Source organism: Oryzomonas sagensis (genome assembly GCF_008802355.1).
Taxonomy (GTDB): domain Bacteria; phylum Desulfobacterota; class Desulfuromonadia; order Geobacterales; family Pseudopelobacteraceae; genus Oryzomonas; species Oryzomonas sagensis.
Window position 1 is genome coordinate 1,555,677 of sequence record NZ_VZRA01000001.1, and the last position, 23,584, is coordinate 1,579,260.

The 23,584-nt window shown below is 60.8% G+C and carries 19 protein-coding genes and 1 riboswitch; of the genes, 1 reads left to right on the forward strand and 18 read right to left on the reverse strand.

Going from position 1 to position 23,584, the window contains the following annotated elements; all coding sequences use genetic code 11:
* Nucleotides 1-66: 66 nt before the first annotated feature.
* Nucleotides 67-1,056: a hypothetical protein gene (locus F6V30_RS07185; RefSeq protein WP_151156220.1), complete on the reverse strand. Its 990-nt coding sequence runs from the start codon at nt 1,054-1,056 to the stop codon at nt 67-69.
* A 120-nt stretch (nt 1,057-1,176) separates the two neighbouring features.
* On the opposite strand from F6V30_RS07185, the gene F6V30_RS07190 reads away from it, so the two are divergent.
* The gene (locus F6V30_RS07190; protein ID WP_151156222.1) at nt 1,177-2,742 is read left to right on the forward strand and encodes a hypothetical protein; all 1,566 of its coding nucleotides are present in this window, start codon (nt 1,177-1,179) and stop codon (nt 2,740-2,742) included.
* A gap of 47 nt (nt 2,743-2,789) precedes the next feature.
* Here F6V30_RS07190 and mnmA (F6V30_RS07195) read toward each other — a convergent pair whose 3' ends face one another.
* From mnmA (F6V30_RS07195) to mnmA (F6V30_RS07275), 17 genes are all read right to left on the reverse strand, one after another.
* Nucleotides 2,790-3,890, reverse strand: coding sequence for a tRNA 2-thiouridine(34) synthase MnmA (mnmA, locus tag F6V30_RS07195; protein WP_151156224.1), 1,101 nt, complete (start codon nt 3,888-3,890; stop codon nt 2,790-2,792).
* The gene (thiF, locus tag F6V30_RS07200; protein ID WP_151156226.1) at nt 3,890-4,696 is read right to left on the reverse strand and encodes a sulfur carrier protein ThiS adenylyltransferase ThiF; all 807 of its coding nucleotides are present in this window, start codon (nt 4,694-4,696) and stop codon (nt 3,890-3,892) included. The genes mnmA (F6V30_RS07195) and thiF overlap by 1 nt, the downstream gene beginning before the upstream one ends.
* An 82-nt stretch (nt 4,697-4,778) precedes the next feature.
* Nucleotides 4,779-5,915 carry a trans-sulfuration enzyme family protein gene (locus F6V30_RS07205; protein ID WP_151156228.1) on the reverse strand — a complete coding sequence of 379 codons (1,137 nt, stop codon included), beginning with the start codon at nt 5,913-5,915 and terminating at the stop codon, nt 4,779-4,781.
* A gap of 10 nt (nt 5,916-5,925) precedes the next feature.
* Nucleotides 5,926-7,062 (reverse strand): trans-sulfuration enzyme family protein, encoded by a 1,137-nt coding sequence (locus F6V30_RS07210; protein WP_151156230.1) that lies wholly within the window; start codon nt 7,060-7,062, stop codon nt 5,926-5,928.
* Between the two features lie 65 nt (nt 7,063-7,127).
* Nucleotides 7,128-7,234, reverse strand: a riboswitch (SAM riboswitch).
* Between the two features lie 139 nt (nt 7,235-7,373).
* Nucleotides 7,374-7,880: a chemotaxis protein CheX gene (locus F6V30_RS07215; protein WP_149306621.1), complete on the reverse strand. Its 507-nt coding sequence runs from the start codon at nt 7,878-7,880 to the stop codon at nt 7,374-7,376.
* A gap of 271 nt (nt 7,881-8,151) precedes the next feature.
* Nucleotides 8,152-8,514 carry a cytochrome C gene (locus F6V30_RS07220; protein WP_151156232.1) on the reverse strand — a complete coding sequence of 121 codons (363 nt, stop codon included), beginning with the start codon at nt 8,512-8,514 and terminating at the stop codon, nt 8,152-8,154.
* 45 nt (nt 8,515-8,559) lie between these two features.
* Entirely contained in the window at nt 8,560-10,077 is a 1,518-nt protein-coding gene (locus F6V30_RS07225) for a hypothetical protein (RefSeq protein WP_246163300.1), read from the reverse strand.
* A gap of 40 nt (nt 10,078-10,117) precedes the next feature.
* A complete protein-coding gene (locus F6V30_RS07230) occupies nt 10,118-11,971 on the reverse strand; it encodes a hypothetical protein (RefSeq protein WP_151156234.1) in 1,854 nt (617 codons plus the stop codon).
* 50 nt (nt 11,972-12,021) lie between these two features.
* Nucleotides 12,022-12,771 carry a hypothetical protein gene (locus F6V30_RS07235; RefSeq protein ID WP_151156236.1) on the reverse strand — a complete coding sequence of 250 codons (750 nt, stop codon included), beginning with the start codon at nt 12,769-12,771 and terminating at the stop codon, nt 12,022-12,024.
* Between the two features lie 31 nt (nt 12,772-12,802).
* Nucleotides 12,803-13,768, reverse strand: coding sequence for a DUF2226 domain-containing protein (locus F6V30_RS07240; RefSeq protein ID WP_151156238.1), 966 nt, complete (start codon nt 13,766-13,768; stop codon nt 12,803-12,805).
* Nucleotides 13,769-14,003: 235 nt separating this feature from the next.
* Nucleotides 14,004-14,573 carry a potassium-transporting ATPase subunit KdpC gene (gene kdpC, locus F6V30_RS07245; RefSeq protein WP_151156240.1) on the reverse strand — a complete coding sequence of 190 codons (570 nt, stop codon included), beginning with the start codon at nt 14,571-14,573 and terminating at the stop codon, nt 14,004-14,006.
* A gap of 24 nt (nt 14,574-14,597) precedes the next feature.
* Entirely contained in the window at nt 14,598-16,667 is a 2,070-nt protein-coding gene (kdpB, locus tag F6V30_RS07250; protein WP_151156242.1) for a potassium-transporting ATPase subunit KdpB, read from the reverse strand.
* Between the two features lie 7 nt (nt 16,668-16,674).
* Entirely contained in the window at nt 16,675-18,456 is a 1,782-nt protein-coding gene (kdpA, locus tag F6V30_RS07255) for a potassium-transporting ATPase subunit KdpA (RefSeq protein ID WP_151156244.1), read from the reverse strand.
* A 327-nt stretch (nt 18,457-18,783) separates the two neighbouring features.
* Complete coding sequence (gene larE / locus F6V30_RS07260; RefSeq protein ID WP_151156245.1) at nt 18,784-19,602, reverse strand: ATP-dependent sacrificial sulfur transferase LarE; 819 nt, start codon at nt 19,600-19,602, stop codon at nt 18,784-18,786.
* Between the two features lie 80 nt (nt 19,603-19,682).
* On the reverse strand, nt 19,683-21,362 hold the full coding sequence (gene cysN / locus F6V30_RS07265; protein ID WP_151156246.1) for a sulfate adenylyltransferase subunit CysN: 1,680 nt from the start codon (nt 21,360-21,362) through the stop codon (nt 19,683-19,685).
* Nucleotides 21,362-22,267: a sulfate adenylyltransferase subunit CysD gene (cysD, locus tag F6V30_RS07270; protein WP_151156247.1), complete on the reverse strand. Its 906-nt coding sequence runs from the start codon at nt 22,265-22,267 to the stop codon at nt 21,362-21,364. The genes cysN and cysD overlap by 1 nt, the downstream gene beginning before the upstream one ends.
* A gap of 237 nt (nt 22,268-22,504) precedes the next feature.
* Nucleotides 22,505-23,584 carry a tRNA 2-thiouridine(34) synthase MnmA gene (gene mnmA, locus F6V30_RS07275; protein WP_151156248.1) on the reverse strand — a complete coding sequence of 360 codons (1,080 nt, stop codon included), beginning with the start codon at nt 23,582-23,584 and terminating at the stop codon, nt 22,505-22,507.

Sequence of the window (23,584 nt, forward strand, 5' to 3'; positions counted from 1 at the left end):
CCGGGGTTCACATCCCGTGGCATCGCAACGAGGCCGGCCCGGCGACAGAAGGGCCGGCCTCGTTTGTTACCGTACCGCTTTCGAGGCGAGCCTGGCGCTGCGTCCCGATGAAATCCCCGCAAATCTGATGGCACCCCAATATTCTCCGGTCCGGTAAATGGCTGCTTCTCCCGCCGGCAGATCGACCCCGGTTGCGTTTTTCAGCGTGAAGGCAAACGATGGCAGCGGCCCGTTGCCGAAATATTCCTCTTCGGTGGCCATCCGATATTCCGCCAATCGGGCGCGTTGTCCCGCTGCCGGGAGAACGCTGGATCGTTCCGCGGCAGCGCCTGCCAGGGATGTGGGGGATACGCGGGTCTGGTAGCCGGCGAAGAACCCGGGCACCTGACCGTAGAGTGTGACCCGGGCGCTTCCCCCGCCGTTACTGCGAATGTCGTAGCAGGGCGTCCAGCCGGCTTTGCCAATGGCGAAGCGTGCCGTGACCCGCCCATTCCTCGGCGCAACGATCACCCGTGCCACCCGCTCCTCCCCGGCTCCCGCTCTCCGCGCGGTGGCGATACGGGCGTCGATGCGCCGGATTTCCTGCTCCGTCCTGCGTCGGGCCGCATAAACCGCTTCCAGTTGGGTGATGGCAAAGTCGGTCCCCTGGCGGATCGACTGCATCGGGTCCGGGTTTGATTTGGTCTTGCGGGGGGCTTTGCCGCTTTGGGACTTGGCGGCGGATTTGAAGATCTCCTCCCGCGTCGCCAGCGCACCCAGTCGATCTTCCAGGCGGCTCCTCTGCTCGATCAGGGAAGCGAACTCCTTTTCGCCCCTGGTGTCCCGGCGGAGCGGCAACATATCGACGCGTTGAATGCTGGTGCCCCTCTCCGGCCTGATCCGCACGGTATCTTCCCGCGTACCGGGCGGCAGGGGGATCTCGACGACGCCCCTGGCGGCGACGCCTGTCAGGTCCACGACGGCGCCGTCGGAGAAAAAGGTGACGCTTCTGGTGGCCGCGCCGGCCTCTGCAACGACTATCAACAGCAGGATGATGACAGACAGTATGATCTTCATGCGGGTTCCTTTCGGCCCGGATACAATCGTTGGCCGCCCCATGGGGCCGCCAATCTGGTGGTTGCACTCGGATGGCGATAAGTATATAATTCTTCAAATCTTTGTGGAAGGTGATCCGTCATGGCCTTTGATGCCGAAGTGTCGGTTAAAGACATAGTCAGTTTTTACATAAAAATCAACGATGCATCCAAGGCAAAAAAGGACATCGCCAAACTGTCCGCCAAGGACAAGGCCACCGCTTTCGAGATCATTGCCGCTTCGAACGGCAACCATGACTTCAAGATCGAGATCGCCAAATATTTCGTCTATGATCTGGATGCCCGGGTCCGGAGGAAGGCCGAGATACTGCTGGAGGACCTGCTCCCCGGTTGGGTTTCCGATCCGGCCGAAAGTATCCTCAAGCTGCTCAAGACGGTGGATACCAAGGGGGGAGCCCATCGCAATGCGGCGATACGGTTCCTGTTCGGCATTATCGATTCCAGCAGCCTGCGGGATACCTTCATGACCCTGCTCAACAGTAGGAATAGGACCCATATGGCTGAAATAATTGCCATTTTGGAAGCCTATATCGATTCGTCGCAAGACGAGCGCGAGCAGGTTAAGATCTTTGACGCCTGCCTGGACATCGTTCTTTCCGATGATGCAGATTATAACATCAAACATCACGCCTCCAACCTGCTGAGCGTTTTTTTCAAGAAGGTGCAGTCCACCAACCTCGGTGCGACCCTGCGGCAGAAGTATATCGAGAAGCAGATCGAAAAGGCGGAAGGGGTGTATCGCTACCTGTGCAGCGGCGCTTCGGGTCTGAATATCACCTTTCTCGAGGACCTGCTGCGCCCCTTGAACGATGGCGGCAAAACGTTCCAACTCAAGATGCTCAACTATTTCAAATTTGTCTTGGAAAAGGCGCGGAACCCCGAAGAAGCCGACACGGTCATGGATATCTATCCGGACTACTGGAACAACGATGAAGTGCCCAAGGAAGAAAAACTCAAGGGAATTTGCCGCCGCATCATCGCAGCGGTCGAAGAGTTATGGGATGTGAGCGATGAGGCCGAGGTCCACGGGCTCATCATCAAGATCATCTATGGCGAATATGCCGACAAACATGACCTGTTGGAACAGATCAGGGCGAAGCTGGATACGGAAACGCTTAGCGAGGCCGCACGGGAGAAGATTGCCCTTATGCTCCACTGTTTCCTGCTCCCGGGAGAGAACGACGCACTCAAACTGCTGGCCGCCAATATACTGATCTTCAAGCTGCAGGACACCCGGAATCGAACCGCGGCCCTCGATTATCTCACCTCGTACGCCGAAAACAAGAATCTCAACTACGCCGAGAAGGGGAGCATCGCGACGGTGATGGAGTCGCTGCTCAACGAGAAACGGCTGGTGGAGGACCTGCGGAACATGGCCCGGTATATCCTTTTTCTTACCGGTCCCGAGAGGTTCGATACCGTGGAGGAGCAAAAGGCCGTTCTCGGCCACATTCGAAGTTTGGCCGAGGGGGAGGGGTTTTCCAGTCAGCCTGCCGCACAGCGGGTCCTGGAAGGGCTGGAGGTTTTCTCAAAATCGGAGACGACAACGGAAAAACTCAAGATGGCTGCGCACTACCTGGAGTTCAAAATCCGCAAGCCCGATGAGAATCCCACCTGGGATAAGATCGGCGCGTCGCCCCAGGGGTGACGCCGAACCTGATCACCCGTCCGAGGGACGCCTTCCCTGCCCGGCTGTCAAACCGTTTCTTCCGCACAAGGGGCAGACGCTCCAGTCGCCCCTGCGATTTTCCCGCCTCCCAGCACCTCGTCACCCCGGTAAAAAACCACCGACTGGCCCGGCGTAACCGCCCGCTGCGGTTCATCGAAGCGTACCTCGCATCTGCCTTCCGGCAGCAGCCTGACCCGGCACGCAACCGGGTGATGGCGGTAGCGGATTTTGCAGGCCGTCTGGAACTCCTCCCCATCCGGGGGGACGATCCAGCCCACCTCTGCGGCACGCAGGCCGGCAGCTGCCAAATACTCTTCCTCCCCCACCACCACGACATTGCGGTCGGTATCGATGGCCGTTACGTACAGCGGCCTGGTCCAGGCGACCCCCAGTCCCTTGCGCTGGCCAATGGTATACCGGTGCGTCCCGCGGTGGCGGCCGACAACCTGCCCTCCCACATGCACGATGTCCCCCGGCGTTCCCGCCAGGCCACCGCGTTCTTCCAGGAACGCCACGTAATCATCGTCGGGGATGAAACACACCTCCTGGCTGTCACCCTTGTCGGCCACCGGCAGGGCAAACTCACGGGCCAGGCGGCGCACCTCATCCTTGCTCGCCATCTCCCCCAGCGGGAAGAGCACCTGAGCCAGCTGCTCCTGGGAGAGCGTGTAGAGGAAATAGGACTGATCCTTGCCGATGCAGCGTGCTTGCCGCAGGTGGCGGAGGCCCGCGCTATCGACGGTGTTCCTGACGTAGTGGCCGGTGGCCAGAAGGTCCGCCCCCACGGCGCGCGCCTGTTCCAGCAGCAGGCCGAACTTGACGTAGCGGTTGCAGCGCACGCAGGGATTGGGGGTGCGGCCGCAACGGTACTCATCGATGAAGTCCTGGATGATCAGGCGGCGGAAATCCGTTTCAAGGCCGATCACATGGTGGGGGATTCCCAGCTGCCGGGCCACGGCCGCGGCATCGTGGGCGGCCGAGCCGCTGCCCGTGCCGCGCGGTGCGAAGAGCCGCATGGTAATGCCGATCACCTCGAAACCCTGACGCTTCAGCAGGGCGGCGGTGACCGATGAGTCCACCCCGCCGCTCATGGCGACGGCGACAACCGGTTTCTTTTCGGAGGCCATCAGGTCCCCTCCTCTCCGAGAATGATGCGCACCACCTGATTGGCTTGATGGCCGGCTGCGATGCCGACCCGCGGGGCCATCAGGCCGCACCCGGTCCGGGCTTCCGACTCGCCGTCCCCCACGAGGTACAGGCGGGAGGCTGCCCGCTGGGTGACAATGGCGTTGTTGGGGCCATACCCCGCCAGCCCCGATGCGGCTACGACCACGACCTCCGGCATCCGGGAGAGGAGCGTCTCCACCAGCATGGCTTTCATGTCGGCCCGGTCAAAGGCCTCGACCACAACGGCGCACGAGGCGAAGACCGCAGGGATGTTTGCGGGGGTCAGCATGACGTGGTGCGGTTCCACCGTGATGTAGGGGTTGATGCGGGCCAGGTTGTCGGCCAGGGCAGCCACCTTGGGGTGGCCCAGTTGGTCGACGAAATACTGCTGCCGGTTGAGGTTGGACGGCTCCACCACGTCGAAATCCGCGATCACGATCCTGCCGACGCCTGTTCGCGCCAGGGCCACGGCTACCGCCGAACCGAGCCCGCCGACGCCGGCGATGCCGACCGTGGCCGCCTGCAGCCGGGCATGCACGCCCGGGGTGTGGCGGGCGGCCATCAGCCGTTGCAGTTCGTCTTCCGACGGCCGCTCCCCCCGTTTGATCAGGTAGACCTCGTCGCCATCCCGGAGCGCTGTTTCGGCCGGAGCCGGAAAACCGTTGTGGATCAGCACGTCTGCGCCCGGTTTCCATTGCGCGGCCAGCGACCCCAGGGTCGCCCCCGGGCCGATTTCCGTTGCTGTCTCGTTTATCCGTATGCGCATGGGCAAACTGCTTTTCGTCTGTAGAGTAGTATCGCCGGGGCCTTCCGGCGCTGCCGGATGTTTAATCCCCAAAGACTATTATCTAACGGCCAATGACCTGCTGGAGGTCGGCAATCAGGTCGTCAACATCCTCCAGCCCGACCGAGAGGCGCACCAGGGTGTCCTTGATCCCCTTCTTTTCCCGTTCCGCCTTGGGAACGGCCGCGTGGGACATCTTTGCCGGGTAGGAGATGATGCTTTCCACCCCCCCCAGGCTGACGGCAAAGGCGGAAAACTGCGCTTTCTCCAAGAGTTCCTTGGTTAACGCGTAGGTTTCGAGCTCGAAGGAGAGGACGGCGCCGGGGCCGTCTGCCTGGGCGGCATTGACGGCATGGCCGGGATGGTCGGCGAGTCCGGGGTAATGCACCTTGAGGACTGACTTTTGGCTTTGGAGCCAGACCGCGATCTTTTCCGCGCTCCGCTGGCTCTGGTCCATCCTGACTTTGAGCGTCTTGAGCCCCCGCAGGGTCAAAAAAGAATCCTGGGGGCCCAGGATGGCGCCGAAGGCATTCTGGATGAAGCGGATACGATTGCCCAGTTCCGGGTCGCTGACAACGGCGAAACCGCAGATGACGTCGCTGTGGCCGTTCAGGAACTTGGTGCCGCTGTGCAGGACGATATCGCACCCCAGTTCCAGGGGGCGTTGCAGGTAAGGGGTCATGAAGGTATTGTCCACCAGGGTGATGATGCCCCGTGGGCGGGCCAGCGCCACGACCCCGCGCAGGTCGGTGACCTTGAGCAGCGGATTGGAGGGGCTCTCCAGGTAGATGCCCTTGGTTTCCGGCCTGATGGCGGCCTCGATGGCCTCAAGGCTGGTGGCGTCAACGAAGGTCGAACTGATGCCGAGGCGCTGGAAGATGCTGGTCAGCACCCGGTAGGCGCCGCCGTAGACATCCTCGCACACCACCAGATGATCGCCGGGAGAGAAGATCAACAGGGTGGAGGAAATGGCCGCCATGCCGGAGGCAAAGGCAAAGGCCCGGCTCCCCTTTTCCAACCCGGCGATGGCCGTCTCCAACGCCTCGCGGGTGGGGTTGTCGGAACGGGCGTAGTCGTATTTCCCGAAGTGATCCACCGATTGCTGGCGATAGGTGGAGGTCTGGTAGATGGGCACGCCCAGCGCGCCGGTCAGGGGATCGGCGGTCTGGCCGCCGTGAATGAGTTGGGTTGCAAACTTCATGGTCGTCTCCTTACGCTTCCAGGGCTTGGTTCAAATCTTCGATCAGGTCGCCGCCGTCCTCGATGCCGACCGACAGACGCAGCAGGGTGTTGTTGATGCCGAGCCGCGCCCGGAGTTCAAGCGGTATGTCGGCGTGGGTCTGCACCTCGGGAAAGGTGATCAGGCTTTCCACCCCGCCCAGGCTCTCCGCAAAGGAGATCAGGCGCGTTTTCAGGAGCACCTGTTCCACCAGGGCGTGGGTTGCGACCTCAAAGGCGATCATGGCGCCGAAGCCGCGGGAATCGCGCTTTACCAGGGCATGGCCGGGATGGTCTTCGAGCCCCGGGTAATAGACCTTGGCGATGGCCGGGTGCTTTTTCAGCCAGCCGGCGATTTTTGCGGCATTTTCCTGTTGCCGGTCCAGGCGGACCCCCAGGGTCTTTATGCCGCGCATCACCAGCCAGGAGTCCTGGGGCCCCAGCACCGCGCCGGCGGCGTTCTGGTGGTAGGAGACCCGCTCGGCCAGTTCGGCGTCCTTGACCGCCACCAGCCCGGCGATGGCGTCGTTGTGGCCGGCCAGGTATTTGGACGCGCTGTAGACGGCGACGTCGGCCCCCAGGTCCAGGGGGCGCAGGAGGTACGGGGTGAGAAAGGTGTTGTCCACGATGAGGAGCAGACCGCGGTCACGGCAGAGGGTGGACAGGGCGGGGATGTCGGCGAACTTCAGCAGGGGGTTGGTGAGCGATTCGGCGAATACCGCCCTGGTCCGGGGCGTGAGCGCTGCCCGCACCGCCTCCACGTCGCTCGTGTCGACATAGCTGAAGGTCAGCCCGAACTGGTTGAACACCTTGTCGAACAGGCGACAGGTGCCGCCGTACAGGTCCTCGGTAACGACCAGGTGGTCCCCCGAACGAAACAGCAACAGCAGGTTGGCGATGGCGGCCATGCCGGAGGAATAGGCAAAGGCGCGTGCCCCGTTATCGAGGCGGGCCATGCCGTCTTCCAGGGACTGACGGGTGGGGTTGCCCGAGCGGCTGTAATCATAGCCGGTGCTCTGGCCGAGCCCCGGATGCCTGAACGTGGCGGTCTGATAAATGGGCACCGAAACCGCGCCGGTCCGGGTATCCCATTCCAGACCGATCTGAACCGCCTGCGTACTGATATTCATCTTCTACCTCCCAAAATAAAAATCCCCTTCCGGGGTGTGGAAGAGGATTCCTCTAGGGCATCTCTTCCTTATCTCCCGAAACCGTGCGGTTTCGCTGGAATTGGCACCTTACCCTTGCAGGTTGGTTGCCGCGACGTCGTTGGGCCAGTCCCTCGGTCGCTCTCGATAAGAAATTTATGTATTTTTGTGTGAATTATTGTGGGTTGAGCCTACGATATGCCACCAATCTTGTCAATAATATTTTAGCGGGAGGGGCCCGGAGCGCAGTGGGACGGGTGGTTATCATTGCCGGTCCGGCGGCCCTCCCGTGCTCATTCCTTTTCGAGCACGATCGCCACCATGAACCAATCCTCGTCGGTTGCGAACCGGAGGGTGAGGGTGTCGAGATTGTTGCCGGCATTGACATAGTAATCGTCGCCGCTGACCAGCGAAGGAGTTGACAGCTTGATATCGGCGCCGCCCGGTGAGATATGCTGCTTGAAGGAACCGGCAATCATGTTGGAGATCTCGCCCAGGGCATCGCGGACATCGTCGTTCAGCTCGGTGACTTCCATGCCGAGCATGCTTGAGGTAAAGGCGAGCGCCAGCTTCTGGGGGGCATGCAGGCTCACCAGGCCGTTATACACACCGGCAAACCCGACCATTGCCGTAATGCAGTCCTTGAAATGTGTCTCCGGTGCCACCTGGAGCGGGAGGTGCAGCAGGTTTTCCATGCCCACCATGGTGCAGAACACCTCTTCCACATCACGGATGAGGTGTTTGAGCAGTTCGTCTTCGCTCGTGTGAAGAGCGTCCAGGAGGTCATTTTTCAGCGGCATTGCACGCCCCTTTGTCGCGGGGCCGATTGCGCGTGACGGAAGGCGCACCGCTTCCCCCCTTCCGTCAAACGACCACTATGCCCACACGTGCGATTGGTTTTTCCGTCCAGTCCGATGGTATCGGTGCAGAGGCCTACTCTGCATAATCGGGATGGAAATTTCAAGAGAAAATAAGACGATTATAATATAAAAACAGCCTCGCACCGGGAGGGGCGAGGCTGTGTGGAACAGATGGACAGCAGCGGGCCAAACGCCACGGTGACCTATACCCCTACCTCGCGTTCTCGTCAAGCAGGTAATTCAACAGTATGACAACCTCCCTGATCTCTTGTTTGTTCATGTTGGAATTGGGTTTCCGCAGCATCTTGATGCCATAGGCTTTTACCGCCTGCCGGTCAAAGGGCTGGCCGGTGATGGGAGCCCTCCCGGTCTGCACGGCAATGACGGTCCGTTCCATGGTGTGGCACTTGACGCATTTCCGCGACATGAGATCGAACGATGCCCTGTAGTTGGCCGGGATGCTGTCGGGATCGAAATTCATTCTGTCCCCGCGTCCCTTTACCCTGATGCGTGCGTCGGCAACCGCGGCAATGACAAGCGTGAAGAGCGTGACCAGTATGATGAGCTTCCGCATGTGAGACTCCTTCAGACGAGATTATGGCGGCTAGTAGAGCAAAAATCAGAAACTGAACGTCACCCCGAGGGTGCCGATCTTGTTGGTTATGTCTTGGGCAGTATCATCCGGCCTTTTTATTGATGATCCGTTAGAAGGAAACCGGTAAGAAGTTACAATTTCGTGTTTGTACTCAAGGGCTATCTTCACGTTTTGAAGGGGGGCGTAGGCGAGGGTCGGGATAAAACGGCGCACCAGGCCGCGCCCGTCATCCTGGTATTCGAACCGCAGGGCACCGATGAGGTTCTGGAGAAAGGTATACTCGCCTTCAACGGCGGCCACGTAGGATTTCAGTTCGATTGGGGTACTTGACAGGTTCAGGTAAGCATTGTCGTCCTTGCCCAGCACACCGGCCACCCTGAGCCTGAAGAGCTTGTAGAGGATGTCCAGGTCCGCTCCTGCGCGGTAATAGCTGTTCTGGATGGGGGGGGATACGCCTGTTGGGGTGTTCGGGGTGCCGTTCTTGCCGTAGTAGCCGTAGGCCCCAACGGTGACCGTCAGGAAGTCGAAGATGCTCTCCTCCTTGGCCAGATCCACCTCCGGTTCGTTGGCCAGGTAATCCGCCCCGCCGAACTTGTAGGAGATGTGGCCGTAGCCTTCCTTGGTGTTTTGATCCTTGCGGTTCACCACCCCGGCGGCGACGAAGAAGCGGTTGGCAAGCACGGCGTTGGCCTCCAGTGCGTCCTGGGGCTGTTCGAGCTTGAATTCCGAAACGCCGACCGTGTAGGCGTAGGGGGCGAAGGAATTGGTCGTGGAGAGCTTGTTGTTGGACTTCCAGAGCCCGAGTTTCGGCTGCATGCGTCCCACCTTGAAGTTGATGGGGGTATCGAAGGCGTGGCGCCAGATAACGAACAGTTCGTTGATGTCGGTGCCGTTATTGCGCAGGGGGGCACTTGTCGTAGTATTGTTGTCCCTGAGACCTTCGCTGTAGGCCACATAGGTGGCGAAAAAGGCGGCCTTTTCCCGGAAATTGCCGCCGGCGTTCAGTTTGAGGGCACGCGTCGAGAGATCGAGCTCGTTGACGGCGTTGTGGTCGTAGGTCGCATGTATCGAGGCGGTGAAGGATATGGGCAGCAGTTCGGGGATGGCCGCCAGGAGAAGCCCTTCGGGCTTGGCCTCGCCTCCGGGAGCGGTGTCAGGCGCAGTAGCAGCCGCTTCCTGGGCCGGCGCGGGTGCGGACGCCTCTGGGGCCCCCAGTGCCCCTCCCTTCAATTTGCTCAACTTGTCGGCGTCACCCTCACCCTTCACCTCCATGGTTCCGCCAGCCGGCTTGGCTGTCGCCTTGGGGGTGGGGGGGGCTTCCTTGGCCTTGGCCGCCTTCTGCCCCTTGCCGAAGTAGACGTACGAGTTTTTAAGGAACGCCTCGCCGTACTCGTTCAATTCGGGGTAGATGGTATGGCAGGTGCTGCATTCGACCTTGTAGGCGCGGCTGAATGCAGGGATGGCGTGGGATGAGGCAACCACAATCAGTTGGACAAGACAAGATCCTATAAGGCACAGAATCAAAGCCGGCTTTCTTGTCATGGTGGTGTCTTCCTCCTGTAATTTGATTAAATTCAGATCGTTACCAGCGGTAGCACATCCCTGAACTACTGTCGTAGTTTTTGCAGAGGAAGTTCAAGGCCTGCTCGGTATTGTAGGGGCCCGAGTAGGTTAATCCGCTGCCGGTAAGCGGCAATGTCGGCATGGTGGCCGTGTGGATGGCCGTATAGACGGTGCCGGGGTTCGCACCGGCGGTAAAATTCTGATTGTTATTCACCAGCCAGTCGATCGAGTCATAGATGAGCTGTTTGGAATAGATCGGATTGTGGGTGTATCCGGCCGGATCGTTGAAGAAAAGGCTGTAGTTGAAGTAGGCGCCCATGGTGTAGGCTCCGGCGCGGATTTTGCTGGTGCCGGAGGCCGCCACGGTGTAATTGCCGAATTTCTTCCAGTTGTTGTTGGGGGATAGCCCGCTGCCGTTAATGCCGTAACTCTTCAACAGGGCATTGAGCACCAGCACCGCTGCGCGGTAGCTGTCACGTTCGGCATTCATGAATGCTGCCGTGCGCGGTCTCGGGTCCGCTACCGTGGAGCCTGCATAGTGGCATTTACTGCATACTTGTTGCTCACTCGGCATGTCTTTGATGGAATCGCTGACGGTACCGGTATTCCCCCAACTTGCCGCCAAGACGTAGTGGGGACGGTCATTGGTCATGTGGCAGACGATGCAGGCGCCCTTTGACGCCATGTTCAGAGCGGCACCGACATTTTTGTGGGTTGGGTTGACCGCGTACATGGAGTCGGCGAAAAACTGGAAGCCGCTCCTTCCCTGAAGGTTGGCCCCGGAGGCGAAATCGTGCGGTGAGATGCCTCCCGGGTTGGAGCCGTTATAGTCAAACAAGCCGAGTTTGTCGGCGGTCTTGATCATCTCCCCGACTTCGCGTCCTGCGTGACACGGCATGCATACGTTTGAATTGCCGAGCGAGTCGTACTGAATATTCAACGCGGCCCGGATCAGGGGGGCGCCTGCGGGGTGGGACGAGTACATGTACCAGATCGAAGCTGCCGGTACACTGCGCAGCCTACCGCTGTAGGCGCTGCCATCGTTGGACCTGCCGTCGCTGTGGCAGGTGTCGCAGGCGGCAGTAGGCTCGCGGGTGGTGTCCTGATAGGTGGCACGGGCGTTTGCGGGATAATCGTTTCGCACGCCGTCCAGGTCCGGCAGTGCGTGTACATTCGTGAAGCCCGATGATACGAAATTGATGAAACCGGTGGAGGTATGGCAACGAACGCAGAAGTTGCCGTAGTTGGCACTCGCCGTTAGTGCGCTCCCGCGTGTTTTGAAGTCGGTGGTACTGGGAAGGGCCGTGCCACCCATGGCGGAGCGTGACCACTGCTGAAGCATGGTCTTGGCAGTGGTGGTGTCGTGGGGATTATGGCATTTACGGCAGTAGTGCTTGTAATTGGTTGCAACGTAGACGGCTCGCCTGCCGGTGCTGAAGTGGATGAATTTCGTATCCCGGGCGACTGCATCGTAGACGGTAGTATTGAATACCCCGTTAGATTTGGCGTGGCACTTGTCGCACTTGCCGTCGGTATCCGGGTTCCTGCTGACGTGGTTCGCGCTGCCCGGCGTACCGCTCGGCGTACCGCCATGGCATCGGCTGCAACTGTTGGGGTGTCCCGCCTCGGGCTCGTGGCAATCGGCGCAACCGGCGGCGTTGGAGGTGTTGTGGACCGAAAGTTGCCATTCCTCGGCGATATTCTTGCCGGTGCCGGGACTGACGGCGTTTTGATGGCAATTGTTGTTGAAACAGGCTTCCGACTGGGCCAGCTTTGTGCTGCCGCCGGCCGTAACCGTTTTTTCGCCGCAACCGGCCAAGGCCAGCAGGAACGCTGCCAGAAGCAATGATGCAGCGATAATTCTTGAGACCATGTGTGATCCTCCTGAAAAAATGCGCAACATGCCTTTCAACGGCTGTCCGGCTATCTCAGCAAACGGTAGATATAGATGAACGTCCCTCCGACGGAAAGGCTGGACAGGAAGCCGGCATACTTGTTGACGAGGGCCGAGATCTGCACCCGGTCGGCAAATTTGTCGATATCCGACACCTCGTCGGTCATGACGGCGATAATGTCCTGCCAGTCCTTGTCCCACTGGAAGATTTGCAGATAGAGCTCCGAGCCCCTCCAGAGGAAAATCAGGAAGAAAACAATGCCAAAGGCTATGAACCCCTTTGAAATGGGGGAGTCTTTGATGGCGACATAGATCTTGCGGATCAGTTCCAGGTTCATGATCGAGAGAAACACCCAGATGGCGTTCTCGACGATTTTAAAGTTCCTGATGGTATTGGGGCTGGGGGTCGGATTGACGAACAGGAAGAGGCCGCCTGCGACCAGGATGAGCAGCGAGAAAAGATAGACGGTAACCTTCTTGCCTGAAATCTCGAAGGTGCGGCAAAAAACATAGTACTCCAGAAAGCCATGGGTGATTACGACAATCGCCACGGTCCCGACAATATTGTGGAACGCGGAAAGTTTGTAATAGTGGACCCAGGGATTAATGGCATACGCCTGCCCGAGGAAGATGAGAAAGAAACCGATGGAAATGCTGGTCCACACGCGGGCGTTGCCGATACTGAAGTAAAAGCTTATGGCACCGGCCAAGCCCCAGAAGATCGTCCTGATAAGCTCAAAGGTGTTGACCTGGGAGAGCAACTCAATGAATTGTTCCATTATTAGCCTCCGATTGCGCTATAAAAAGTGTTCAATGTCCTGATTTTGCCGCGGTGATGATTCTGGAAAGTTGTTCCATCATTACTTTAAGGCTGGTTGCGCTGATGAGCAGCTTTGCCGAACGCTCGACGCCGGCGAGGAATTGCACCACATTGGTCTCGTCGAGCAGACAGCTGTTGCCGCCCTGGTCATTCAGCTCTTTATCGACGATACCCCGCCCGACCCTGCCGACCGATTCGACGACAATGGCCTTTACCCGATCTTCCAGTTCCTCGAGTTTCCCGGCAATGTTCTTTCTCTCCCGCTCTTCGCGCGCCGTATTGATTTTATTGATCTCGGATTGCTGAAGCGCAACGGCGGTTTCCCAGATGTTCTGTATGTTGATTATCTCCAGCAGGTTCAACCCCATCAGGTGCTCAACCCCCTGAGTCGTAAAAAGGTCGATCTTGGCGCCGGGCAGCCCGGCGATCTTCTGGGATTCGCTGGATGATGTCTCGATATCCTGGGAACCGTCATGGAAAAATCCCAGGGGAGCGCCGTCCTTGTAGAAGATTATGGTTGAACGCTCATCGGTGTAAATCCGCAGGCAGCCACTCATCCTGTCGGAACCGATTTTTTCCAGAAGGGCCTTGATGTCGACCAGTTTCAGTTCCTGTGCCTTGTAGAGAATCTCGCCCTGGAGCAGGGCATGGATACATCTGGTGAGGTCTTTGGAAAGCTTGTAGACGTTGAGGGTGCCGCCGCTGGTGCCGACCATCAGGTGGCACAGGGCCGTCAAGGCCTCAAGGCCGGTTTGCCGGCTGCCGTTTTCTTCTTCGTGCAGCGCACTGACTACTTTACCTGCCTCAAACACCAGGATGACAGTCGATTTCTGAAAAACAAAGCTGGCATATCCGGTGAAAGTGCCGGTGCTCAGCTTTGCCAGGATTTCCGGCAGCTTCAGCGTGCCGACTGCCAGATTCTCAAAAAGAGGGTTGCCTTTCGGAAGAAGGAACATAACTATCTCCTAGAGTAGAAATCATCATAACAGCAGCCGGCTAATGTTTCATATTTGTATACCTGTTCAAAAATCATGTCAAACAATTATGCTTATTTATACATAACTTAATTGCCATTAACTTAATTTTAGCAATCACTTTTCACTCCCCAAAAAACAGACAGGGCCTCTCGATGTGGGAGGCCCTGTGACCAAAGGGTATGTGCGGTTCCGATACGATGTGGCCGCTTCTGGTCTACGGCTTCAGCCTGTCCAGCGCCAGATTCAGCATGAGCACATTCACCCGGGGTTCCCCCAAAAAGCCCATTTGGCGGCCTTCGACACTCCGGGACAGGAGCGCGGCCACCGCTCCCTCGTCCAAGCGGCGGGCCGTGGCGATTCGGGGAATCTGGAGCCGCGCGGCGGCCGGCGTAATGTGGGGATCGAGCCCGCTGGCCGAAGCCAGCGCCAAGTCGGCGGGAATCGGGCCGGTCACCCCCGTCGTGCGCAACGACGCCACCCGGTCCCCGACCGTTTTGATGAAGTCGGGGTTGGTCGGCCCGGCATTGGAACCGCCCGATGCCATGGGGTTGTAAGCGAAATCGGTGGTGGCCGAAGGACGCGGCCAGAAGTACTGCGGAGCGGAGAAGGGCTGCCCGATCAGGGCGGAGCCGGCCTCCTTGCCGTCTGCGCCGGTTATGAAGCTCCCCGCGGCCTGCCGGGGGAAGACGGCAGAGGCAACTCCGGTAACGACGGCCGGATAGGCGCCGCCGCAGATGATGGTGAATACGAGGAACATAAGGATTGCCGAGCGCAGGTCGTTCATGTCGTTCTCTCCTGTGAGTAAGTGTTACGCCAACAGCCCCACCACCAGATCGATGGCCTTGATGCCGACAAAGGGGGCAATGATGCCTCCAACCCCATAGATGAGCAGGTTATGGATCAGGAGCCTTTCGGCGGGCATGGGGCGGAACCTGGTTCCCTTCAGGGCCAGCGGCACCAGCATCGGGATGATGATGGCGTTGAAGATCACCGCCGACAGGATGGCGCTGTAGGGGCTGGCCAGATGCATCACGTTGAGCACCCCCAGTTGGGGATAGATGGAGAGCAGCGCCGCCGGGATGATGGCGAAGTATTTGGCGATGTCGTTGGAGATGCTGAAGGTGGTCAGGTTGCCGCGGGTCATGAGGATCTGTTTGCCCACCTCGACGATGTCCAGCAATTTCGTGGGGTTGCTGTCCAGGTCGATGATGTTGGCCGCCTCACGGGCCGGTTGGGTCCCGGTGTTCATGGCCACGGCCACGTCGGCCTGGGCCAGCGCCGGGGCGTCGTTGGTGCCGTCGCCGGTCATGGCTACCATGAACCCCTGCTCCTGATACTCCCGGATCAGCCGCAGTTTGTCCTCGGGCTTGGCCTGGGCCAGGAAATCGTCCACCTGGGCCTCGGCGGCAATGGCGGCGGCGGTGAGCGGATTGTCGCCGGTGATCATGACGGTCTTGATCCCCATGCTGCGCAGTTGCAGGAAGCGCTCCTGGATGCCTCCCTTGACGATGTCTTTCAGGTTGACCACGCCGAAGATCTCCTCATTGCGGCTGACCACCAGCGGGGTCGCGCCGCCGCGGGCGATCCGGTCCACGGTCTCGCCCAGGTCGCCGGGCACGGACGTGGCTCCCAGGCTTCTGACGAAAGCCACCGCCGAGTCGGCGGCGCCCTTGCGGTACTGTATGCCGTCGGCGTTGATCCCCGAAAGGCGGGTGTCGGCGCTGAAAACGATGGCCTCGGACCCTGCGGGCGGCGCATCCCTGGTGAAACCGTACTTTTGCCGGACAAGGGCCACGATGCTGCGCCCTTCCGGGGTCTCGTCGCTCAGCGATGCCATGAGCGCCGCCTCGGCCACCTCCTGCTCGCTGTGGCCCCCCAGTGGGACACAGGCCACCGCCTCCCGGTTGCCGAGGGTGATGGTGCCGGTCTTGTCCAGGAGCAGCACATTTACGTCGCCGGCCGCCTCGATGGCCCGCCCCGACAGGGCGATGACATTTTTCTGGAAGAGGCGGTCCATGCCGGCGATGCCGATGGCCGGCAGGAGCGCCGCGATGGTGGTAGGGGCCAGGCAGACGAAGAGCGCCACCAGGATGGTCAGCGAAACCGGCGTTCCGTGGCCGGCCGCCTTGACGCTGTAGATGGAGAGCGGGCTCATGTTGGCGCAGACCAGCAGGAACACCAGGGTCAAGGCGATCAGCAAGACCTCCAGGGCAATCTCGTTGGGGGTCTTGCGCCGCTTTGCGCCCTCGATCAGGCAGATCATGCGGTCCAGGAAGGTTTCGCCCGGATTGGCGGTGATCCGCACGATGATGGCGTTGGCGATGACCGTGGTGCCGCCGGTGACGGCGCTGCGGTCGCCGCCCGACTCCCGGATCACCGGGGCGGATTCGCCGGTGACGGCCGATTCGTTCACCAGCGCTGCGCCGGCCACCACGTCGCCATCGCCGGCGATCATGTCGTTCGCCTCCACCAGGATGTAATCACCCTTGCGGAGTTGGCTGGCGGCCACGGCCGTCGAGGTGCCGCCGAATTCGGGCCCGGCAAGGAGCTTGGCCGTTATGTCGGTCCGCGCCTTGCGCAGGGAGGCGGCCCGCGCCTTGCCGCGCCCTTCGGCCAGGGCCTCGGCATAGGTCGAGAAGATCACCGTCAACCAGAGCCACACCGACACGGCGCCGGTGAACCAGGCCGGTTCCCTGTTGCTGCCGGTGAGCGACATGACAAAGGTGATCAGGGTTATGGCGCTGGCGATCTCCACGCAGAGCATGACCGGATTGCGCCACAGGGAGCGGGGATCGAGTTTTTTCAGGGAGTCGGCCAGGGCTCCCCCTATGAGTTCTCTATCGAAAGCCGATTGGGGTTGTTGTGTGTGCTTCGCCATGGCCTCGTTACCTCCCCGGCATGGTCAGATGTTCGACGATGGGCCCCATGGCCAGGGCCGGAAAGAAGGTCAACGCCCCCACAATCAGGATGACCAGCGACAGCCAGAGGGCGAAGGGCACCTTGTCGGTCGGCAGGGTGCCCAGGCTGGGAGGGATATACTTCTTCTCCGCCAGGGAGCCGGCCATGGCCAGCACGGCGATGGCCGGGACGTAGCGTCCCGCAATCATGGCCAGGGAGCCGGCCAGGTTGTAGAAATTGACGTTGGCGTTCAGCCCGGCAAATGCGCTGCCGTTGTTGTTGGCCATGGAGGCAAAGGCATAGATCACCTCGGAGAGGCCGTGGGCGCCGGGGTTGGCCATGGAGGCCACGGCCGCCGGGACGAGGAAAGCGATGCCCGAGAGGACGAGGACCATGATCCCGGCCGTCAGGATAGTGATGATCGACATCCACATCTCCCGCACTTCGATCTTCTTGCCCAGATATTCGGGCGTCCGGCCGATCATCAAGCCGGACACGAAGACCGCAATGACGGCAAAGGCCAGCATGGTGTAGAGTCCGGAACCGACCCCGCCAAAGACGATCTCGCCCAAGAGGATCAGGCCCAGGGGCACCATGCCCCCCATGGGGGTGAGGGAGTCGTGCATGGCCGCGACGGCGCCGCAGGAGGTGCCGGTGGCGGCCACCTCGAACAGGCTGGTGCCCGCCAGGCCGAAGCGCACCTCCTTGCCCTCAAGGTTGGCCCCCTGGACGCCGAGGTTTGCCACGAGCGGGTTCCCGCTGCTCTCCACGCCCTGCAGGACCCCGAAGGAGATGATCAGGAGCGCCAGCATCACCCCCAGGAGCGTCCACCCTTGTCGGGTATTGCCCACCATGACGCCGAAGGTGTAGGTGAGGGCGCCGGGGATCAGCAGGATCAGGAGGATCTCCACGTAATGGGAGAGGGGGGTCGGATTTTCAAAGGGGTGGGCCGAGTTGGCGTTGAAGAAACCGCCGCCGTTGGTCCCCAACTCCTTGATGACCTCCTGGGAGGCCACCGGTCCCATGGGGATGGTGACCTCCTTCGCCGTTACGCTCTCGGTGACCGTATTGCCCTTGGCATCCTTGAGCGGGTTTCCCTTGTCGTCCAGCTTTGGCTTGTCGTAGGTCACCGCCTGTAGGAGCGGTACGGTCCGGTAGGCGGAGAAGTTCTGGATCACCCCCTGGGAGACCAGGAAGATGGCGCCGAGCAGCGACAAGGGGAGCAGGATGTAGAGGGTGCCGCGAGTCATATCGACCCAGAAGTTGCCCAGCAAGGAGGTCCTGCGCCGGGCAAAGCCGCGGATCAGGGCGATCACGACGGCCATGCCGGTGGCGGCGGAGACGAAGTTGTGCACCGTCAGCCCGACCATCTGGGTAAAGTAGCTGGCTGCCGACTCGCCGCTGTAGGCCTGCCAGTTGGTGTTGGTGACGAAGCTTACGGCGGTGTTGAGCGCCAACTGCCAGGTAAAGGCGGGGAATTTCTGCGGGTTGAGGGGCAGCAGCTGCTGCGTCAGCAGCATGACGAAGAGCGCCGCGAAGAGTACCAGGTTGAAGAGGACCATGGCCCCGGCGTAGCGCCGCCAATCCATCTCCTCGTCCTTCTTTACCCCGCAGATGCGGTACAGCAGGTTTTCGCAGGGAGCGAGGAGGGGCGACAGGAAGGTTCGCTCCCCTTGGTAAACGTGTGCCATGAAACTGCCCAGGGGCTTGATGAGCGCCAGGAGGACGATAAAGAAGCAGATGATTTGCAGCCAATCATAGGATTTCATGACGGTTTCTCCGCTGTGTGAGTATCGGGCTGTGCGACTGTCACGTTTTGTGGAAAGTGTACCATGTATCCGGCTCCTTTTCTGGCGGGCCACCTTGGGCGTGCTGTATCCTTCACCGTTACGATAGGACGTAACGGGTAAAGAGGGTGTGAAAATGCGGGGGGAAAGCGTCAAGAAAAGGTCAATGCCACTGATGGGGACGTTAACGGTATGTACCGGCAGGGAGTTGCATAAATAGTGGGGGACGAAATAGAAAGAGGGTCGGCACCGACGTGCTAACCCTCTCTCAAGGTTGGGGTATGGGCCATCGGGCCGGCTCTCCGCCCGTCACGGAGCCCCGGCGATCCCCTCGTTCATGGACCCGGTGCGGTACCCCTGAAGATCAACTGCGACATAGGTGAAACCCGCCGCCCTGACACGACGGCCGACCTCGTCCCGCAACGGCCCGACCGCTTGGGCAAACTCCTCCTGCCCCAGCTCGACCCGCGCCACGCTGTCGTGGTAGCGGACGCGCAGGACGCGGAACCCCAGTTCCCGGAGGGATTCCTCGGCCTGCCCTACCTTGCGGACCCGCTCCGCGGTGATGGCGGTGCCGTAGGGAAAGCGGCTGGAGAGGCAGGCAAAGGCCGGCTTGTCCCAGGTGGGAAGGTCCATGGCTTGGGAGAGTTGGCGGATATCCTCCTTGGTGAATCCCGCCTCCTCCAGGGGGCTGCGCACTCCGATCTCCGCCGCTGCCTGGCGGCCGGGACGGTGATCGCCCCGGTCATCCACGTTGGTGCCGTCCAGCACATGGGGGAGTCCCTCCTGGTCGGCGATGGCGCGCAGCTTGCCGAACAGTTCGTGCTTGCAGTAGTAGCAACGGTTGGGCGGGTTGTCCTGGAACTCGGGGATATCCAGCTCCTCGGACACGACCAGCCGGTGACGGCCGCCGATACGCTTGGCCAGCGCCTCGGCTTCCCGCCGCTCCCGTTCGGGATAGGTCTCGGAGGTGGCGGTGACCGCCAGGGCGCGCGGCCCCAGCACTTCCGCCGCCAGTGCAAACAGGAGGGTGGAATCCACCCCGCCGGAGAAGCCGATCACGCACCCCCCCATTTCGGCGAGAATGGCCTTGAGTTCAGCGGTTTTGTTCAGTAGTGCCTGATCCATGGGTGGTGCAAATCCTTTCAGACAAGCTTGATACTTCTTTGCAAATTTTACCGGAATCCGGCGGATACTCATAGCGAAAACTAGAGGCCGGTATCGGCTCCCCCATCCAGGGGCACCGTAATGGCCGGACCGCTGAAAAGGATCAGGTTTACCCGGTCGCCAGCCCGGCTGAAGGTGCACTGGAGGCTGTGCTCGTAGGCTAAAAGGGCCACCGGCGGGAGTTGCTCGGGGCTGCGCAGACGGAAGAGCACCCGGTTCCCCTGCGCCAGGGCGTCGAGAAAGGCCGGGCTAACTGCGAATTCGATCTGCCCCGGTTCCTCCGTGAGATCCACCAGGTTCCCCTCGTCGCCGTTTATGAAATGGCTCCCCAGGTCGATCCGCCGGGTGGCGGCGTTACTTGCGGCCGTCGGTGCCGGGATACCCCCCGCCACCAATTCCTGGGGTTGCAGGATCTCAGGCGCCGCAGCGATAACCATCCCTGCCGCCACGGTGGCGTTGGTGTAGCGGTCGATAACGATAAAGTTGCCGGTTGCACGGTTCAGGCGGTAGGGATCGAAGGCCGCCGGGCGGTCCAGTTCCAGGAGCCCGACGCCGATCTCGTTGAGCCGGAGCGTCGGCGCCTGCTTCTGTTCCAGGGTATTGACATCCACCACGTGCCGCAGCGTCGTGACACGGCCGGGGATCACGGCGCAGGCGGTCTTGATCAGGTAGCTCTGCCCCGGATGCAACTGCTCGTCGTGGAGCCAGACCAGATGCGCCTCCAGGAAACGGGTCTGGAGCGGCGGGGCATCGGGAACGGACAAGGTGTCCCCCCGGCTGATATCGATCTCATCCGCCAGGGTCAGGGTCACCGCCTGACCGGCGGTCGCCTCGGGCAGGTCGCCATCCATGGTGACGATCCGGGCCACCCGGCTGGTGCGTCCCGACGAGGCGACCCGCACCTCGTCACCCGGACGAACGGTACCGGCGGCAATGGTGCCGCAGAAGCCGCGGAAATCCAGATTTGGGCGGTTCACCCACTGGACCGGCAGCCGGAAGGGCTTTTCCACGTTCTCGCCCTCAACCTGGACGGTTTCCAGGTAGTTCATCAGGGTAGGCCCCTGATACCAGGGGGTGTTGACGCTCGCTTCGATGATATTGTCCCCGTTCAGGGCGGAGATGGGGATGGCCGTTATGGAGTCGAAACCGAGCGGGGCGGCGAACTGCCGGTAGTCGCTCAGGATGGTAGCAAAACGCTGCTGGTCGAAATCGATCAGGTCCATCTTGTTCACCGCTAGGACGATATGGCGGATACCCACCAGGGAAACCAGGTAGCTGTGGCGCCGGGTCTGGGTAAGGAGGCCCTTGCGGGCATCCACCAGGATCACCGCCACCTGGGCGGTGGAGGCGCCGGTGACCATGTTGCGGGTATACTGCTCGTGGCCGGGGGTATCGGCGACGATGAACTTGCGCCGATCGGTGGAGAAGTACCGGTAGGCCACGTCAATGGTAATCCCCTGTTCCCGCTCCGCCTGCAAACCGTCCAGCAGCAGGGCGTAGTCGATGGCGCCCCCCTGGGTGCCGACCTTTTTGCTGTCCACCTCCAGGGCCGCCAGCTGGTCCTCGAACACCATCTTGGAATCCCACAGGAGGCGCCCGATGAGGGTGCTCTTGCCGTCATCCACGCTGCCGCAGGTGATGAACCGCAGCAGGGATTTTTCTTCCTGGCTCTTGAGGTAGGCGAGGATATCTTTTTCGATCAACTCCGATTGGTGTGCCATTAGAAATACCCCTCCTGTTTCTTCTTCTCCATAGACCCGGCCTGGTCATGGTCGATCAGGCGACCCTGGCGTTCCGAGGTACGGGTGAGCAACATCTCCTGGATGATTGCCGGCAGGGTGTCGGCGGTCGATTCCACGGCGCCGGTCAGGGGGTAGCATCCCAGGGTCCGGAAACGGACCGATTTGTGCTGCACGACTTCCCCCGGTTTGAGTTTCAAGCGGTCGTCATCCACCATGATGAGCATGCCGTCCCGCTCCACCACCGGTCTGACGGCGGCATAGTAGAGCGGGACGATCGGAATCTGTTCCAGGTGGATGTACTGCCAGACGTCCAGTTCGGTCCAGTTGGAGATGGGAAAGACGCGGATGCTCTCGCCCGGTTTGACGCGGGTGTTGTACAGGTTCCACAACTCCGGGCGCTGATTCTTGGGGTCCCAGCGGTGGTTGGCGCTGCGGAAGGAAAAAATACGCTCCTTGGCCCGTGATTTTTCCTCATCCCGGCGGGCGCCGCCAAAGGCAGCGTCGAACTTGTAGCGGTCCAGCGCCTGCTTCAGTCCCTCGGTCTTCATGACGTCGGTGTAGAGCGCCGAGCCGTGGGTAAAGGGGGTGACACCCCTGCGGACCCCCTCCTCATTCACATGTACGATCAATTCAAGGCCGCATTCGGCCGCCATGCGGTCCCGAAACGTGATCATATCGCGGAACTTCCACGTGGTGTCCACGTGCAGGAGGGGAAACGGCGGCGGTGCCGGGTAAAAGGCCTTGCGGGCCAGGTGCAGCATGACCGCGGAATCCTTGCCGATGGAATAGAGCATCACCGGGTTGCCGAATTCGGCGACGACCTCGCGGATGATGTGGATGCTTTCGGCTTCGAGCTGCTGTAAATGGGTCAAGTTTTTGCTCATAATTTCTCCTTAATGTCCAGCGGATGCGGATTTTGCGTTAGAGCCGTGTATGTCCCCGGGATTCCCTGTACGACGTACGCCCCTCATCCTATCCTTCTCCCAGGGGGAGAAGGGATACCGTTACCCTCTCCCTCCGGGAGAGGGTGGCCAAAGGCCGGGTGAGGGCCTCCGCGGGGTTCCTCGACAGCCTTGCCCTGACGAAAAATCCGCATCCGATAGGTTGAACCTTTTTTTGTTTCACTCTATCCAACCGCCCCCTAGGACCCGCTCCCCTCGCTCCCCGTCATAAAGCACCGCGGCCTGTCCCGGTGTCACGGAGGTCTGGAGCTCATCGAAGTGCACCTCGAAGCGGTTTTCCGCACGCAGGACCACCCGGCACGGTGCCGGTTTGTGGCGGTAGCGGATGCGGCAGGCGGCGCGGAACTCCGCCGTGGCCGGGGTGGTGTTCCAGCTGGCGCGGGCCGCGGTCAGGGACCGGGCCGCCAGCTCTTCGCGCTCGCCCACCACGACCCGATTCGTGTCCGTGTCGATGGCCCGCACGTGCAGCGGATGCCCCCAGGCGATCCCCAGCCCTTTGCGCTGTCCGACCGTGTAGCGGTGCACCCCGGCGTGGCGGCCGACGACGGTTCCGTCACCGGTCACGATATCACCCGGTTTCTGATCTACGCCATGGCTCTCCAGGAAGCTCACGTAGTCATTGTCGGGAATGAAGCAAATCTCCTGGCTCTCATGCTTGTGCGCCACCGGGAGGTTGAATTCGGCGGCGAGCTTCCTCACTGCGGTTTTTTCGAGCATGCCGACCGGAAACAGGACGTGCTGCAACTGTTCCCCGGTCAGGGTAAAGAGAAAGTAGGACTGGTCCTTGGCGGCGTCGAGACCGGTCAGTAGCCATTTTTTGCCCGCCCCATCCTCGGCAATACGTGCATAATGACCGGTCGCCAGCAGATCCGCCCCCATCTCGTGCGCCTTCTTCAGCAGCAGATCGAATTTGATCAGGTCGTTGCAGCGTATGCAGGGATTGGGGGTGCGACCGGCCGCATATTCCCCGATGAAGTACTGGATGACCAGTTCCTTGAACTCAGCCCGCATGTCGACTACCTCGAAGGGGATGCCGAGCTTCTTGGCCACCCTGCCCGCATCCATGACATCATCGAGGGAACAGCAGGTCTTTATCCGGCTTCCCGGCTCCCTGGGGACCGGATCGTACAGCTGCAACGACACCCCGGTCACCTCGTAACCCTGCTCCTTCAGCAGGGCCGCGCTGACCGATGAATCGACGCCGCCGCTCATGGCTATCACGACATGTTTTTTGCTCAT